13 protein-coding genes are annotated in these 16,280 nt (G+C 66.0%); 6 read left to right on the forward strand and 7 right to left on the reverse strand.

All coding sequences use genetic code 11. The annotated features are described in order from the left end of the window. The first annotated feature begins 1 nt into the window (after position 1). The gene (locus tag I5R65_RS21425; protein WP_180670818.1) at positions 2-1,327 is read left to right on the forward strand and encodes an FAD-binding oxidoreductase; all 1,326 of its coding nucleotides are present in this window, start codon (positions 2-4) and stop codon (positions 1,325-1,327) included. 23 nt (positions 1,328-1,350) lie between these two features. Here the strand turns inward: I5R65_RS21425 and I5R65_RS21430 are convergent, their stop codons facing one another. Next, entirely contained in the window at positions 1,351-2,295 is a 945-nt protein-coding gene (locus I5R65_RS21430; protein WP_180670819.1) for a LysR substrate-binding domain-containing protein, read from the reverse strand. A gap of 151 nt (positions 2,296-2,446) precedes the next feature. Here I5R65_RS21430 and I5R65_RS21435 point away from each other — a divergent pair, with 151 nt between their 5' ends. From I5R65_RS21435 to I5R65_RS21445, 3 genes are all read left to right on the forward strand, one after another. After that, positions 2,447-2,851 (forward strand): RidA family protein, encoded by a 405-nt coding sequence (locus tag I5R65_RS21435; protein ID WP_180670820.1) that lies wholly within the window; start codon positions 2,447-2,449, stop codon positions 2,849-2,851. An 83-nt stretch (positions 2,852-2,934) separates the two neighbouring features. Next, positions 2,935-4,410 carry an aldehyde dehydrogenase family protein gene (locus tag I5R65_RS21440; RefSeq protein WP_180670821.1) on the forward strand — a complete coding sequence of 492 codons (1,476 nt, stop codon included), beginning with the start codon at positions 2,935-2,937 and terminating at the stop codon, positions 4,408-4,410. 31 nt (positions 4,411-4,441) lie between these two features. Further along, complete coding sequence (locus I5R65_RS21445) at positions 4,442-5,653, forward strand: M20 aminoacylase family protein (protein WP_180670822.1); 1,212 nt, start codon at positions 4,442-4,444, stop codon at positions 5,651-5,653. Here I5R65_RS21445 and I5R65_RS21450 read toward each other — a convergent pair. Together I5R65_RS21450 and I5R65_RS21455 are read right to left on the reverse strand one after the other, a co-directional pair. Next, positions 5,640-6,770: a DSD1 family PLP-dependent enzyme gene (locus I5R65_RS21450; protein ID WP_180670823.1), complete on the reverse strand. Its 1,131-nt coding sequence runs from the start codon at positions 6,768-6,770 to the stop codon at positions 5,640-5,642. The two genes, I5R65_RS21445 and I5R65_RS21450, sit on opposite strands and share 14 nt — an antisense overlap. Positions 6,771-6,920: 150 nt before the next feature. Then, positions 6,921-7,817, reverse strand: a complete 897-nt coding sequence (locus I5R65_RS21455) for a LysR family transcriptional regulator (protein WP_180670824.1) — start codon at positions 7,815-7,817, stop codon at positions 6,921-6,923. A 90-nt stretch (positions 7,818-7,907) separates the two neighbouring features. On the opposite strand from I5R65_RS21455, the gene I5R65_RS21460 reads away from it, so the two are divergent. Then, positions 7,908-8,108, forward strand: a complete 201-nt coding sequence (locus tag I5R65_RS21460; RefSeq protein ID WP_180670825.1) for a hypothetical protein — start codon at positions 7,908-7,910, stop codon at positions 8,106-8,108. Positions 8,109-8,119: 11 nt separating this feature from the next. On the opposite strand, the gene I5R65_RS21465 is transcribed toward I5R65_RS21460, so the two are convergent. The 3 genes from I5R65_RS21465 to I5R65_RS21475 form a co-directional block, all read right to left on the reverse strand. After that, positions 8,120-9,667: a methyl-accepting chemotaxis protein gene (locus I5R65_RS21465; protein WP_180670826.1), complete on the reverse strand. Its 1,548-nt coding sequence runs from the start codon at positions 9,665-9,667 to the stop codon at positions 8,120-8,122. A gap of 378 nt (positions 9,668-10,045) precedes the next feature. Further along, the gene (locus I5R65_RS21470) at positions 10,046-11,320 is read right to left on the reverse strand and encodes a glucarate dehydratase family protein (RefSeq protein WP_180670827.1); all 1,275 of its coding nucleotides are present in this window, start codon (positions 11,318-11,320) and stop codon (positions 10,046-10,048) included. A gap of 69 nt (positions 11,321-11,389) precedes the next feature. Then, complete coding sequence (locus tag I5R65_RS21475) at positions 11,390-12,718, reverse strand: MFS transporter (RefSeq protein ID WP_180670828.1); 1,329 nt, start codon at positions 12,716-12,718, stop codon at positions 11,390-11,392. 197 nt (positions 12,719-12,915) lie between these two features. Between I5R65_RS21475 and I5R65_RS21480 the strand changes: the two genes are divergently transcribed. Beyond that, the gene (locus tag I5R65_RS21480; protein ID WP_180670829.1) at positions 12,916-13,626 is read left to right on the forward strand and encodes a GntR family transcriptional regulator; all 711 of its coding nucleotides are present in this window, start codon (positions 12,916-12,918) and stop codon (positions 13,624-13,626) included. Positions 13,627-13,729: 103 nt separating this feature from the next. Here I5R65_RS21480 and I5R65_RS21485 read toward each other — a convergent pair whose 3' ends face one another. Beyond that, positions 13,730-16,006: an NADP-dependent malic enzyme gene (locus I5R65_RS21485; protein WP_180670830.1), complete on the reverse strand. Its 2,277-nt coding sequence runs from the start codon at positions 16,004-16,006 to the stop codon at positions 13,730-13,732. Between the last annotated feature and the right edge of the window lie 274 nt (positions 16,007-16,280).

Below are 16,280 nucleotides of genomic sequence, written 5' to 3' on the forward strand. Positions count from 1 at the left end.
GATGTCGCCTCCGCTCGTCCAAGTCCAGAGTCCGACCATACCACCTGCCGCGGCCGACGTGGTCATCATCGGTGGCGGCATCATCGGCATCTTCACCGCCTACTACCTGGCCAAGCGCGGCATCTCGGTGGCGGTGGTCGAAAAGGGCCGCATCGGCGGCGAGCAGTCCAGCCGCAACTGGGGCTGGTGCCGTCAGCAGAACCGCGATGCCCGCGAGCTGCCCATGGCGACCAAGAGCATCGACCTGTGGGAGCAGTTCTCCGCTGAGAGCGGCGAGGATACCGGTTTCACCCGCTGCGGCCTGCTCTATCTCTCCAACGATGACGAGGAAATCAATCGCTGGGCCACCTGGGGCAAGTTCGCCCAGACCGCCGGCGTGACCACCTATATGCTCGACAGCAAACAGGCCGCCGAACGCGGTCACGCGACCGGGCGCCCCTGGAAGGGCGGGGTGTTCTCGCCCACCGACGGCACCGCCGACCCGGTCAAGGCGGCACCTGCCGTGGCGCGCGCGGTGATGAAGCTGGGCGGCCACGTGATCCAGCAATGCGCGGCACGCGGTATCGAAACCGAAGGTGGACGCGTCTCTGGCGTGATCACCGAAGCCGGCGTCATCAAGACCCGCACCGCCATCCTGGCCGGCGGCGCCTGGGCCTCATCGTTCTGCCACCAGTTGGGCATCCGCTTCCCTCAGGCTTCGGTGCGGCAATCGATCATGAGCGTGGCGCCGATGGAGCAAGCCTTGCCGGGTGCGCTCTACACCTCGGGTGTGGCGGTCACGCGGCGCAGCGACGGCTCCTATGCACTGGCCATCAGCGGTCGTGCGCGGGTTGATCCGACCCTGCAGTTCCTGCGCTTCTCGCCGCAGTTCCTGCCGATGTTCGCCAAGCGCTGGCGCAACCTGTCACCGGGTGGCCTGCAGGCCTGGCGCAGCGGCCACGAGAGCCTGTCGCGCTGGCGCCTGGATGCCCCCACGCCGATGGAACGCATGCGCATCCTGGATGCACCGGCCGATCCGGTGTCCATCCGTGCCACCCATCGTCGCGCTATCGAACTGCTGCCCGAATTGGCGCAGGCACGCGTCACCCATACCTGGGCCGGCTATGTGGACAGCACCCCCGACGGCGTGCCGGGCATCGGCGAATTGCCGCAGACCCCGGGGTTGATCCTGGCGGCCGGCTTCTCCGGCCACGGCTTCGGCATCGGACCGGGCGCCGGGCATCTGATCGCCGACCTGGCCAGTGGCGTTACGCCCATCGTCGATCCGCGCCCCTATCACCCGAGTCGCTTCAACGATTCGTCCTGGGGCAAGGTGGCGGACTTCTGAGGCGGCCCCTGATCGGGGCCTTGTCAGCGACGCCAGGGAACCGGGTCGAAGGCGCGCCGGGCCGCTTCCAGAAAGACCCGCTGGCGCGTGGTCAGGCCCTGGCGGCCGGGCAGCAGCGCCATGACGGGGGCCGGCTCCAGTTGCCAGCCGGGCAGCACGCGGCGAAGGCGGCCCTCGGCCACCAGATGGGCACAATCCCATTCGGAACGCGCCACGAAGCCTTCGCCGTCGAGCGCCCAGTCGCGGGTGACGGTGCCGTCGTTGGACGAGAGCATGCCCTTGAGCTTGACCGTCAAGGCCTTGCCGATACGGCCTCCGGCACGGTCCACGGGAGTGAATCGCAGGCGGCTGACGTCGTCGTCGTTCTCGCGCAGGCAGACATAGGGGTACTCGGCCAGTTCGGACGGATGTTTCAGGCGCTGCATGCGTCGTGCCAGCGTCGGTGCCGCGCACAGCAGGCGTTCGTTGGGCGCCAGGAAATGGCCGACCCACGAAGAGTCCTTGACGCGCCCGATGGAGATCACGGCATCGGCACCGGTGGCAGCGGAGAGGGGGCTCTCGGCCAGCAGCAGCGAAATCGCCAGCTGCGGGTGGCTGCGCTGCAGATCGCGCACCAGCGGCGCCACATAGCGGCGCCCGAAGCCGAACGGGGCCACCACCCGCAGCGATCCGCTGATCTGGGTCTCGCCGATGGACCCACCGCGGTCGGCCTCGCGCGAGACGCTGGCGGTGAGTGATTCGATACGCTCCAGGATGTCCATGGACGCCTGCACCAGGCGCTGTCCTTCGTCGGTCAGGGCGATGCCCCGCGCAGCGCGGTGCGCCACGCGTACGCCGATGCGGTCCTCGATGCGCTGCAGGCGCACCGTGACGGCAGGCGGCGTCAGGTCCAGCAGGCGGGCGGCGGCGGCCAGCGAAGAAGACGCGCCCAGGGCGCGCAGCAGTTGCATGTCATCGAGTTGCAGCATTAAAGACCTCTTAATGGTGAATTGAACGGATATTAAACATGGATGATCGCCATCTGGCTACAGTCCATCCAGGGAAACTGCGTTTGCGTGGCCGTTCGGCTTTCCGGTTTCTTTTCTGTTTTCTGACTTTTCACTTCGATCAATGGACTTCATGAATCACGACACCGATCCCCACCGCTATCCGGTCACCCTCAATCCGGTCGGCCTGGCCACGCCCGGCGGCCATTACAGTCATGTCGCCAGCGGCAACGGCATGCTGTTCATCTCAGGCCAACTGCCCATCGATGCCAGCGGCCGCAAGCTCAGCGAGGCGTCCTTCGAGGTCCAGGCACGGCAGACGCTGGCCAATGTCGAGGCCGCCCTCATCGGTGCCGGCAGCGAGATCGGCAAGCTCCTGCAGGTGCGCATCTACCTCACCGACGTGGCGCACTGGCCCCTGTTCAACCAGATCTATGCGGCCTGGGCCGGCGCTGCCCGTCCGGCGCGCGCGGTCGTACCGGTACCGGCCCTGCATTTCGGTCTGCAGATCGAGGTCGAGGCGACCGCGCTGTTGTGAACACGCGGCTGCGGTGAACACGTCGCTGCAGTGAACACGTCGCTGCGCGACCAGGACCCACTCCAACCCAAGGACATCCCGACATGACCCTCCACGCTTCTGCCTCACTTCCGCTGGACCACCTGGGCCGCACCGCCCGGCTGGCGCATTTCTACATCGATGGCGCATGGGTCCGCCCGCAGGGCAGCGAACGCGCCAGCGTCATCGCCCCGGCCACCGAAGCGGCGGTCGGCGAGATCGCGCTGGGCAATGCCGCCGATGTGGACCATGCGGTGCAGGCCGCACGACGGGCCTTCCCGGCCTGGGCCGCGACTTCACCGGCCGAGCGCGCCGCCTTGCTGGGCCGCATGCATGCCTTGCTGCTGGAGCGCAGCGAACTGTTCGCCCAGGCGCTGACGCTGGAAATGGGCGCGCCCATCAGCTACGCCCGCAACGCCCACGTGCCGCTGGCGGCCGAGCACCTGCGCGTAGCCCGCGACAACCTGGCCGACTATCCCTTCCTCCGCCCTCGCGGCACCACCGCCATCGTGCGCGAGCCCATCGGCGTGTGCGCCCTGATCACGCCCTGGAACTGGCCGATCTACCAGATCACGGCCAAGGTCGGCCCGGCCCTGGCGGCCGGCTGCACGGTGGTGCTCAAGCCCAGCGAACTGTCGCCGCTGTCGGCGCTGCTGTTCGCCGAGATCGTGCATGAGGCCGGGGTCCCGGCCGGGGTCTTCAACCTGGTCAATGGCAGCGGCGCCGAGGTTGGCGCGGCCCTGTCCGTGCATCCCCAGGTGGACATGATTTCCATCACCGGCTCCACCCGTGCCGGCGTGCTGGTGGCGCAGGCGGCGGCGACCACCGTCAAGCGCGTGGCCCAGGAGCTGGGCGGCAAATCGCCCAACCTGGTGCTACCGGATGCCGACCTGGAACGCGCCATCCCGCCCGGGGTAGCGGCGGCCTTGCGCAACATGGGCCAGTCCTGCAGCGCGCCGACGCGGCTGATCGTGCCCCGCGCGGCGCTGGATCGCGTGCATGCCCTGGCGCTGGCGGCACTGGCGCAGATGCAGGTGGGCGATCCGTGGCAGGAGGCCACCACCCATGGCCCGCTGGCCAATCGCGCCCAGTTCCTGCGCGTGCAGCAGATGATCGAGGCCGGCCTGCAGGATGGCGCCCGGCTGCTGGCCGGCGGTCCCGGTCGCCCGCAGGGGTTGGAGCAGGGCTACTATGCGCGGCCCACGATCTTCTCGGACGTGCATACCGACATGGTGATCGCGCAGGAGGAAATCTTCGGCCCGGTCCTGGCCATCCTGCCCTACGACAGCGTGGAAGAAGCCATCGCCATCGCCAACGACAGCGTCTATGGCCTGGGTGCCCATGTGCAGGGGACCGACAAGGACCAGGTGCGCGCCGTGGCGGCCCGCATCCAGTCCGGCCAGGTCCACCTGAACTACCCGGCCTGGGACCCGCAGGCGCCCTTCGGCGGCTACAAGCAGTCCGGCAACGGCCGCGAGTACGGCGTCGAGGGCATGGAAGAGTACATGGAAGTGAAATCGATCCTGGGCTATTACGCCTGATTGCCTGCCGAACCGGAGACAGACCCGCATCATGGAACACACCCCCCATCAGCACGACAGCCTGCACCCGCATCTGGCCCACTGGGCCAGCCTGCGCCGCGACCTGCATGCGCATCCCGAACTGCGTTTCGAGGAACACCGCACCGCCGACGTGGTGGTGCGGGAACTGGCGTCACTGGGCTATGCCGTCACCCGTGGCCTGGGTGGCACCGGCGTGGTGGCCAGCCTGCCGGGCAGCGACCCGCAGCGCGGCATCGTACTGCGCGCCGACCTCGACGCCCTGCCCATCACCGAGGCCAATGACTTCGCCCATGCCTCCTGCACGCACGGCATCATGCATGCCTGCGGCCATGACGGCCATACCGTGATGCTACTGGGCGCGGCCCGGGTGCTCAAGCAGATGCCGACCCTGGCGGGCAGCGTGCACTTCGTGTTCCAGCCGGGCGAGGAGGGTGGGGCGGGAGCGCGCAAGATGATCGAGGATGGCCTCTTCGAACAGTTCCCGACCGAGGCCGTGTTCGGCATGCACAACTGGCCGAGCCTGCCGGCCGGGCAGTTCGGCTTGCGCACCGGTCCCATCATGGCGGCCGGTTCGCGCCTGAAGATCACCATCACCGGCAAGGGGGCACACGCGGCCCAGCCGCATCTGGGGCTGGACCCGATTCCGCTGGCCTGTTCCATGGTCTTGCAGTGCCAGACCATCGCCGCCCGTCACAAGGACCCGGTCGATCCGGCCGTGATCTCGGTGTGCATGTTCCATGCGGGTGATACCGACAACGTGATCCCCGACCGGGCCGAGTTGCGCGGCACCATCCGCACGCTCTCATCGACCCTGCAGCAGAAGTTGCAGGAAGACATCCGTCGCATGTGCGAAGCGCTGGCGGGAGCCTATGGCGCGCAGGTCGAGGTGGAATTCTTCCAGTACTACCCGGCCACCATCAATACACCGGCCGAGACCGACTTCTGCGAACAGGTGATCCGCACCACCTTCGGCGATGCGCGCATCCGCACCGGTATCCCGGCCAACATGACCTCGGAGGATTTCGGTTTCATGCTGGAAGAGCGGCCCGGGACCTATGTCCTGATCGGCAATGCGCCGCAGGACCGCAGCTCCCATTCGCTGCACCACCCGCACTACGACTTCAACGATGACATCATCGAAGAGGGCGTGCGCTACTGGGTGGCGCTGGCGCAGTCCTATTTCGGCAGCGGCCTGAACGGCGCGGCGCCTACCAGCCGTTGAAGCGCGGCCAGGTCGCCACGCTGCCGTCGGCGGCGATGGCCTGATAGTGCGGGTACTGCGCACCAGTGGCGCAGGCGTGGTTGGGCAGGATGCGCAGGCGGGTGCCGATGGGCAGGTGTTGTGCGATCTGCTCATCCGGGCTGCCCTGGCGCGAGAGGATGCCGTGCTCCTGGTTGGCGCCGCTCATCAGGTAGCCTTGCAGCACCTGGCCATCCTCGGTGCAGACCTGGCCATAGCCGAAATCCTGGCGGCGCCCTTGGGTACCCCGGTCGCGGCTCATGGCCATCCATCCGGCATCGACGATGGCCCAGCCTTTCTCGGGCTGGTGGCCGATCACGGTGGTCAGCACGCTCAGCGCGATGTCATCCAGCGTATTGACGCCCACGTTGTACATCACCAGATCGAACATGGCATAGACCCCGGCCCGCACCTCGGTGACGCCACGCAACTGTTCGGCGCGCAGGGCGGTCGGGGTGGAGCCGATGCTGACCACCTCGCACGGCAGGCCGGCGGTGCGCAGGCGTTCGGCGGCGCGCACGCAGCCGGCGCGTTCCTGTTCGGCCACGGCGATGAGAGCGGCATCATTGTCATGGTCGTAGCTGGAGCCGGCGTGGGCCAATACCCCGCCCAGGCGCATGCCGCCTGCGTGCAGTATCGATCCCACGGCCAGCAGGACGGCATCGTCCGGGGCGATGCCGGAGCGATGGCCATCGACGTCGATTTCGATCCAGACTTCAAACGACGCATCGTGCGCCCGGCCGAAGGCCACGATGGCCTCGGCACAGGCTACGCTGTCGGCCACGATCTTGAGATCGCAGCCCTGGCGACGCAGGGCCCACGCCTGGTCCAGCTTGGTGGGCGCCATGCCTACCGCATAGACGATGTCGCCGATGCCGGCGGCAAAGAACTGTTCGGCTTCCTTCAGGGTGGAGACGGTGATGCCGCTTGCCCCGGCCTGCAATTGCGCCTGCACGACCTGCTGGCACTTGGTGGTCTTGACGTGCGGGCGGAAGCGCACGCCCAGCGCATCCATGCGCTGCTGCATGCGGGCGATGTTGCGCTCCATGCGGGGGATGTCGATCAAGGCGGCGGGCGTGGGCAGGGATGCCAGGCTCATGGGGAACTCCTGAAGATTGCACGTGAAGGAGTGCTGACTATAGGAGATGCACCCGAGTCTGTGCTTAATGCTCATTGAATCCGGCATTAAACGGTCGTTAATGAGCCTGTGTGTGTCTCCGGAAGACCCGCTGGCTGGGGAGACCCCGGTTCAGGTCTGCTCGAACTGCCGTATCGTCTCCAGCACGTTGGCCGTCGCCTTGTCCAGGCCGGGCAGGGCACGATGCGCCACGCCGATATGGCGCTTGAGCACCGGGGAGAGGGGCACGATGCGGATATCCTTGTGGCGCTCCAGTTCAGCGGCCAGGGGCTGTTCCAGCGGCAGGACGGCAGCGCCGTAGCCGGCCGAGACCAGGCTCTTCATGGCCTCGTTGTAGTTGAGTTCGATACGGGCGCGTGGGTTTTCCCCGGCCTCGGCAAACCAGGCCATGGTCAGGCGATACATCTGCGTGGTCGCGTCGTTGAAGATCATCGGCTTGTCCACCAGCCAGCCCGGCTTGATGGCAGCCGGTGATTTCCACGTGGCCGGCAGGAAGGCCATCATGCGGTCGCTGCGCCAGTGCGTGATCAGGATGTCCTTGGAAGACTGGATGGGAGTGGCCACCAGGCCGATGTCGAGCGTGCCTTCCTGCAGGCGCGCCATGGTCTCGTTCGAGCCCAGGATGTTGACCTCCACATCGATGCCGGGAAAGCTGCTTTCCAGCTTGCGCAATACGCGCGGCAGCAGGTTGACCACCACTCCCGTCGACGTCCCCAGCCGTACCCGGCCGACCTTGCCTTCCACGTGTTTTCTGGCCACCTCCAGCAGATCGTCGGCGTCGCGCAACAGGCGCCTGGCCCGTTCGATCACCAGTGCGCCCAGCGCGGTAGCCTGCACGCGGCGACTGCCGCGCATGAGCAGGGCACCGCCCAGGCGCGCTTCCAGATCGCTGACATGCAGGCTGATGGTGGGCTGGGCCAGGTGCAGCGCATTGGCGGCGGCCGAAAAGGTCCCCAGGTCGACGATGGTGACCAGTGTGCGCAACTGGTCCAGGCTGAGTTCTCGCATCAGGTTTCCTGATAATAGATGTCATCAAACTCAATTTTACCAATAGCCTGGATTGCCTGATGATGAGTGCATTCAATCAGGGAGAAATCCATGTGGCATATCGTCAGCCAGGTCCTTGCCCGCATGCTCGGGGACTACAGCAGATCACGCGGCGCCGCAGTCGTTGAGATCCGGGGCATGGATGCCCGCGAACTCAATGACCTGGGCATCGGTGCCAGTGAAGTCGATTACGTGCTCAGGGATGGCCGCCAGGAGGCTGGCTCCCGTCTGCTCCCCGTCCATCTGCCGTAGGGATGAGGGCCCTAGTCCAGCTTGAACTTGCCCACCACCGCAGCGAGGTTGCCGGCCTGGCCCTTGAGTGAATCGGCGGCGGCTGCCGCCTGTTCCACCAGGGCGGCGTTCTGCTGGGTGGTCTCGTCCATCTGCGTGATGGCCAGGTTCACTTCGTTGATGCCGCCGCTCTGCTCCTGGGTGGCGGCGCTGATCTCGGCCACCACGTCGGTCACGCGCCGCACGCTGGCGACCACCTCGTTCATGGTGCTGCCGGCGCGTTCCACCAGGGCGCTGCCGGCGCTGACCTTCTGCACCGAATCGTCGATCAGTTCCTTGATCTCCTTGGCCGCACCGGCCGAACGCTGGGCCAGCGAGCGCACCTCCGAGGCCACCACCGCGAAGCCGCGGCCCTGTTCGCCGGCACGGGCCGCTTCCACCGCTGCGTTCAGGGCCAGGATGTTGGTCTGGAAGGCGATGCCGTCGATCACGCTGATGATGTCGGCAATGCGGCGCGAGCTTTCGGTGATGCCTTCCATGGTCTGCACCACCTGGCCCACCACCTCGCCGCCCTGGCTGGCGATGTCCGAGGCAGTGGCTGCCAGCTGGTTGGCCTGGCGGGCGTTGTCGGCGTTCTGGGTCACGGTGGAGGTGAGCTGCTCCATGGCCGAGGCGGTCTCTTCCAGCGAACCGGCCTGCTGCTCGGTGCGGTTGGACAGGTCCAGGTTGCCCCGGGCGATTTCGTTGGAGGCGGTGGCGATGGTGTCGGTGCCCTGGCGCACCTCGTTGACGATGTCGCGCAGGCTTTCGTTCATGGCGCGCAGGGCTTCCATGAGGCGGCCGGTTTCATCGCGCCCGGCCGGGCGGATGCGCAGAGTCAGGTCGCCGCGGGCGACGCGCTGGGCGATTTCTACCGCCTCCTTGAGCGGGCGCGCCACATTGGCGGCCACCACGAAGGCCAGCAGCGAACCGATCGCCACGGTCGCCAGCAACAGCCCGCCGATCCAGCGCTGGGCGCCACGGAACACGCCCGAGGCTTCTTCATCGGCCTGTGCGCTGCCGCTGGCATTGATCTTCACGATGGCCCCCAGATTGCCCACCATGGCGCCATACAGCCGGGCCGATTCACCCTTGAAGAGGACGCGGGTCTCGTCGTATTGCTGGTTGGCCGCCATCTCGGCCAGTTGCTCATCGACCTTGATGTAGGCGGCCAGATTCTTGCCGAACTGGGCGTACTGCTCCTTTTCCTGCGGCTCGGACATGCGTTGTTCGAAGACGGCGCGTTGCTTGGCCAGGGCATCCAGGCGCGTCTTGATGGCCTGGTTGGCGGCGGCGCGCTCCTGCGGGGTGACGGCGGTGACCAGTTCCAGTTCGGTCAGGCGCAGCGGGGGCAGCGAACCCTGCAGCTCGCGCGCGGCATCCATGGTCGGCATCCACTTGGTGACGATCTCGCCGGAAGCATTGTTGACCTGCTTGAGCTCCTTGATGGCGAACAGGCCCTGCAGCAGGGTCAGTGCGATCACCACGGCAAAGGACAGGGCCAGCTTCCTGGCGATGTTGAGGTTGTAGAACCAGATCATGTCTTCCTCGCGTTCGATTGCTGTCGTTGTTGGTATCGGACCCAGGCGATGCGATCGAAGCGGAGCCGCCCGCTTGGCGTACGGGCGAAGAGAGCGGCGGCCGGCCCTGGCGGGCGGTCGCGGCGAGCAATGAAGTGCTGGTGATGTCATGCTGTCATGCCGTCACGAAGCGTCGGCTTCCTGCCCATCCTGTCTCTCTTCTTGCCGCCGGCCTCCCTGTGCCGCCGGCGCTTGCTGGTTCGATGGTCGCATGGCTGAATCGCCAACGATAGTAATCAGCAGCAAGCATTCCATCTAATGAAATTATTCTCCCCGGCAATGCATTAATTGATATCGCTCTTTCCGGGATGCTTAAACCGGAAACACGATCAAGAACGATCAGAAGCGCGGCTTGACCGTCTTCCAGTCCGGCTTGTACTTGCGCATCTGGCCCACGTCATCGCGCTGGCGGATGCCGCATTCCAGATAGAGTTCGTGCAGCTTGCGCAGCTGGTCGTGATCCAGTTCCACGCCCAGGCCCGGGGCATCGGTGATCTGCACGCAGCCATTGCGGATGGGCAGCTTGCCGCCCTTGATGACTTCCTCGTCGGCTTCCTGCCAGGGGTAGTGGGTGTCGCAGGCATAGGAGAGGTTTTCCACCGCCGCCGCCACATGCGACATGGCCATCAGGCTGATGCCCAGGTGCGAGTTGGAGTGCATCGACACGCCCAGGCCGAACACGTCGCACATCTTGGCCAGGTGTTGGGTGTCACGCAGGCCACCCCAGTAGTGGTGGTCGGCCAGCACGATCTGTACGCTGTCCAGGGCCACGCTGCGGCGCAGCTCGTCGAAGTCGGTGACCACCATGTTGGTGGCCAGCGGCAGGCCGGTGCGGCGGTGCAGCTCCGACATGCCTTCCAGGCCCGGGGTCGGGTCTTCGTAGTATTGCAGGTCGTCGCCCAGCAGTTCGGCCATGCGGATGGCGGTCTCCAGCGACCAGTTGCCATTAGGGTCGATGCGCAGCGGCGCAGTGGGGAAGGCCTTCTTGAGCGCCTTGATGCAGGCTACCTCATGCTCAGGCGCCAATGCGCCGGCCTTGAGCTTGATGCTCTCGAAACCGTTTTCCTCGATCATCTTGCGCGCCTGCGCCACGATCTGTTCTTCGCTCAGGGCCTCGCCCCAGGCGTCGGGCGCATAGGGGCTGTCGATGTGCTGGGCGTACTTGAAGAAGAGATAGGCGCTGAAGGGGATCTGCTTGCGGATCGCACCGCCCAGCAATTCCACCAGCGGCACGTTGAGGTAGCGCGCCTGCGCATCCAGGCAAGCCACTTCGAAGGCGGAATAGGCGTTGGAGACGGCCTTGCTGGCATGCGAGCCCGGCGCCAGTTCGGCGCCACCATTGCTGGCCGGGGCCATGGAGGCCACCACGCGGCGCACGATGGCGCGCAGGCCGTTGAGGTTGAACGGGTCCAGGCCGATCAACTGGCCCTTGACCAGGTCCAGGATCTTCAATGCCGGAGCATCGCCATAACTTTCGCCCAGGCCGATGTGGCCGTTGTCGGTCTCGATCTCGATGATGGAGCGCAGGGCATAGGGTTCGTGGATGCCGCTGGCATTGAGCAGGGGACCATCCTTGAAGGCGATGGGGGTGACGGTGACGCGGACGATTTTCATGGTGGACTCTCTACGGGCAGGGCGAGGATGAAAGCGGGGTTATCGGTGACTTGGAGAGGGACGGGCTGATCAGGCCTTGCTGCCGGAACGGGCCAGGAAGACCACGCCGGCCGCCGCCAGCGAGGTGATCGCCAGGCCCAGCAGGCCACCCTCGATGGAGCCGGTGCGCTGCTCCAGGAAACCGAAGGCGGTCGGGGCCACGAAGCCGCCGAGGTTGCCGATGGAATTGATCAGCGCGATCACGCCGGCAGCGATGCGGGCATCCAGGTAGCCCTGCGGCAGCGGCCAGAACAGCGAGGAGGCCGCCTTGAAGCCGACCGCGGCAAAGCAGATCGAGACGAAGGCGAAGCTGGCATTGCCGAAGGTGGAGACGAACATGCCGATGGCGGCAATCACCAGGGCCGTGGCGGCCCAGGCTTGCTGATGCCGGAAACGCGCAGCCAGGGCGGCGAAGGCGTACATCGCCACGATCGAGATCAGCCAGGGGATGGAGTTGAACAGGCCCACCTGGAAGTCGCTGAAGTGACCCATCTTGCGGATGATGCTGGGTAGCCAGAAGGTGGCGCCGTAGATGGTCAGCGAGATCGAAAAGTAGATGAAGCAGAAGATCAGGATCTGCGGGTCGCGCAGCAATTGCAGCACCGAGACGTGGCCGGGTTTGCTCTTCATGCGCTCGGCCTGTTCGGCGACGATGGCGCCGGTGACGGCATCGCGTTCCTGCACGCTGAGCCATTTGGCATCGGCCGGCATCGAGTCCAGCCAGAACCAGACGAAGCCGCACAGCAATACCGAGGCCATGCCTTCGATGATGAACATCCATTGCCAGCCATGCAGTCCGCCGCCATCCAGTTGCAGCAGACCGCCCGAGATCGGGCCGGAGAGGATGGAGGCCAGCGCCGAGCCGGACAGGAAGATCGCCATGGCGCGCCCGCGCTCGCTGGCTGGCAGCCACTGGGTGAAGTAGTAGATCACGCCGGGGAAGAAACCGGCCTCGGCCGCGCCCAGCAGGAAGCGCAGCAGATAGAAGGTCGATTCGTTATGGACGAAGGCCATGGCGGTGGCCGCCAGGCCCCAGGTGGCCATGATGCGGGTGAGCCAGGCCTTGGCGCCGAAGCGCTGCAGCAGGAGGTTCGAGGGCACCTCGAAGATGGCGTAGCCGACGAAGAACAGGCCAGCCCCCAGCCCAAAGGCGGCGGTGCTGATGCCCACGTCGGTGGCCAGGTGGCTGCGTACGAAGCCGATGTTGACCCGGTCGATGTAGTTGACGATGAACATGATCACGAACAGCGGCAGCACGCGCTGCTTGATCTTGGCCACGGCCTGGGCCAGCACGGCCGCAGATTCGGCTGATGCGGCCGGTTGCTTCAGTGATTCCACACGGGTCTCCTCGGTTGTCATGGGGCATGCCGCCTGGCTTCTGCTGGCCATGGTCGTGACGGAATCGTCCTGCATGCGTCGGTGGAATGCATTAAAACACTAATATATTAGTGCGTCAATGACGCCGACGCGGTTTATCATGCAGGCTCTTGAAGGCAACGTCGGCGAAATTGCCAGATCGTCGCATCGATGCCTTCGCTGTTTTCCAGGATTTCCGCATGAGCACTACGACCGCCGACCCGATTGTCATCACGCCTCCGCCGCTGGACCGTTCGCGCCAGTCGGCGCCGCAGGTCTTCGAGCACCTGCGCGAACTGATCATCGCCATGCGCTTGGCGCCGGGGACGGTGCTGCAGCGTGCCGAGCTGGCCGAGCAGTTCGGCCTGAGCCAGACGCCGATCCGCGATGCCCTGATCAAGCTGGGGGAGGAAGGGCTGGTGGATATCTTTCCCCAGCACGCCACGGTGGTCAGCGCCGTCAATGTGACGCTGGCGCGGCAGGCGCATTTCCTGCGCCGTTCCATCGAGCTGGAGATCGTCCACACGCTGGCGCAACGGCCCGATGCGGCGCTGGTGACGCGCCTGCGCGACAGCATCGAGGTGCAGCGCGTGCTGGCCGAGCGCGAGAACTATACCGACTTCGTGCTGGCCGACCAGGGCTTCCATCGCCTGATGTACGAGGCCGCACAGGTACCGGAGCTATGGACCATGGTGCGTCGGCAGAGTGGCAACCTGGATCGCCTGCGCAATCTGCATGTGCCCATCCCCGGCAAGACTCAGCGGGTGGTGCGCGACCACATCGCCATCGTGGATGCCATCGCGGCCGGTGATCCCCAGGTGGCGCAGGCGGCGTTGCGCGAGCATCTCTCGGGTACGTTGGCGCAGCTCGACGAGATCCGCCAGCGCTTTCCGCATCATCTGAAGGACTGACACGTGCGCCGGGCCCGGGAGCCCATGTCAGTGTCCAGCGCCAGATGAAACAACGCCCCGCTATCGGACGATAGCGGGGCGTTGTTCATGGAGCAGCCGTTCTTCAGGCCTTGGACTTGCCGTCCTGTGCCTTGGCCGCCGCCAGCGCGGTCATGTTGATGACGCGACGCACCGTGCTCGACGGGGTCAGCACATGCACCGGTGCGGCCGCGCCCAGCAGGATGGGGCCGATGGTGGTGCCCTGGCCGCTGCTGGTCTTCAACACGTTGAAGAGGATGTTGGCGGCATCCAGGTTGGGGCAGACCAGCACGTTGGCCGCACCGGTGAGACCGCTGTCGGCCAGGCCGACGTTGTTGCGGATCTTTTCCGACAGGGCGGCGTCGCCGTGCAGTTCACCGGCCGATTCCACTTCCGGGGCCAGCTTCCTGAAGGCTTCATGCGCCTGCGCCATCTTGCGGGCCGACGGGCGCGAGGAGCTGCCATGGTTGGAGTGCGACAGGAAGGCTACCTTGGGCGGCACGCCGAAACGCGCCACTTCTTCGGCGGCGGCCTTGGCGATGCGCGCCAGTTGCTCGGCGTCCGGGGTGTCGTTGACGTAGGTATCGGTGATGAAGAGGGTCTGGTCGGGCAGCAGCACGGCGTTCAATGCTGCGAATTCCTGGGCGCCGTCCTTCAGACCGATGACCTTTTCCACATGCGCCAGGTGGCCGTCGTAGTTGCCGTCCAGGCCGCACAGCATGGCATCGGCGTCACCGGCCTTGACCATCAGCGCGGCCAGCAGGCTGCCGCTGGCGCGCACGTCGGCTTCGCTGCCGCCCTGGTATTGCGCGGCGTAGGCGGCCACGCGGGCATCGCTGGCGGGGTGGATGACTTGCACGTTCTGGCCGATCTTCAGGCGCAGGCCAGCCTTCTTGATACCGGCTTCGATGGCGTCCGGGCGGCCGACCAGGATGGGTGCGGCCAGGCCTTCGTCGGCCACGAACTGCACCGCGCGCAGGACGCGCTCGTCTTCACCGTCGGCATAGACCACGCGCTGCGCGGCCACCTTGGCGGTGTTGAAGACCGGCTGCATGAACATGCCGGTCTGGTAGATGAAGCGGGTCAGCTCTTCGCGGTAGGCGGCGTAGTCCTTGATGGGACGGGTCGCCACGCCGGACTCGGCGGCAGCCTTGGCCACGGCCGGGGCGATCTTCAGGATCAGGCGCGAATCGAACGGGGTCGGGATCAGGTAGTCGGCACCGAACACCAGTTCCTTGCCGGGATAGGCGGCGCTGACTTCGGCGCTGGTCTCGGCCTTGGCCAGGTCGGCGATCTCGCGCACGCAGGCCAGCTTCATGGCTTCGGTGATCTTGGTGGCGCCGCAGTCCAGCGCGCCACGGAAGATGTAGGGGAAGCACAGCACGTTGTTGACCTGGTTCGGATAGTCCGAACGGCCGGTGGCGATGATGCAGTCCGGGCGCACCGACTTGGCCAGTTCGGGGCGGATTTCCGGTTCCGGGTTGGCCAGGGCCAGGATGATGGGCTTGTCGGCCATGGTCTTGACCATCTCGGCGCTCAGCACGCCCGGGGCCGAGCAGCCCAGGAAGACGTCGGCGCCATTGACCACGTCGGCCAGGGTGCGCGCCTCGGTCTTGATGGCGTAGCGTTGCTTGGAAGCGTCCAGGCCACCGGGGCGACCTTCATAGATGACGCCCTTGCTATCGACCATGAAGACGTTCTCGCGCTTCACACCCAGGCCGATCATCACTTCCACGCAGGCAATCGCAGCCGCGCCAGCGCCGGAGACGGCGATCTTGACCGCGCCGATATCCTTGCCGACCAGTTCCAGGCCGTTCAGCAGGGCCGCCGAGGAGATGATGGCGGTGCCGTGCTGGTCATCGTGGAAGACCGGGATGTTCATGCGCGCCGACAGCTTCTGCTCGATGTAGAAGCACTCGGGGGCCTTGATGTCTTCCAGGTTGATGCCGCCCAGGGTCGGCTCCAGCGAGGCAATGATCTCGACCAGCTTGTCCGGGTCGGTCTCGGCCAGTTCGATGTCGAACACGTCCACGCCGGCAAACTTCTTGAACAGGCAACCCTTGCCTTCCATCACCGGCTTGGACGCCAGCGGACCGATGTTGCCCAGGCCCAGCACGGCGGTGCCGTTGGAGACCACGGCCACCAGGTTGCCGCGCGAGGTGTAGTCGAAGGCCTTCAGCGGATCGGCTTCGATATCCAGGCAGGGATAGGCCACGCCCGGCGAATAGGCCAGCGACAGGTCGCGCTGGTTGGACAGCGGCTTGGTGGGGCGGACTTCGATCTTGCCGCGCGACGGGGTGCGATGGTATTCGCGGGCGGCGTCACGCAGGAGTTGCTCGGCGGCAGAAATTTGTTGGGTCATGATCTTGATGAGGGATTAACGGTCTTGAGGAAGCGAGGGCCGGATGCAGGCGGCTCGCGTTCGCTGTTCTGGTTTCCTGGTCTGAATGCGGCGGGCCGATCGCGCAGGGTGCTGCGTTCTCGTCGGCTCGGATAATGGGTGCGGGAACCGGTGACCGGCTCCACGCGCCTGCCTCCGCCCGCTCCGGGCTTGTGGCCGCCGGAACGGGTGCGGGGAGGGGGATATTACCTAAAATTTCAACATTCGGGTTTTTTGTGCGTATGTCTGCTTTGAG

Source organism: Herbaspirillum sp. AP02 (assembly GCF_015767275.1).
In the GTDB taxonomy this organism is placed as follows: Bacteria; Pseudomonadota; Gammaproteobacteria; order Burkholderiales; family Burkholderiaceae_D; genus Herbaspirillum.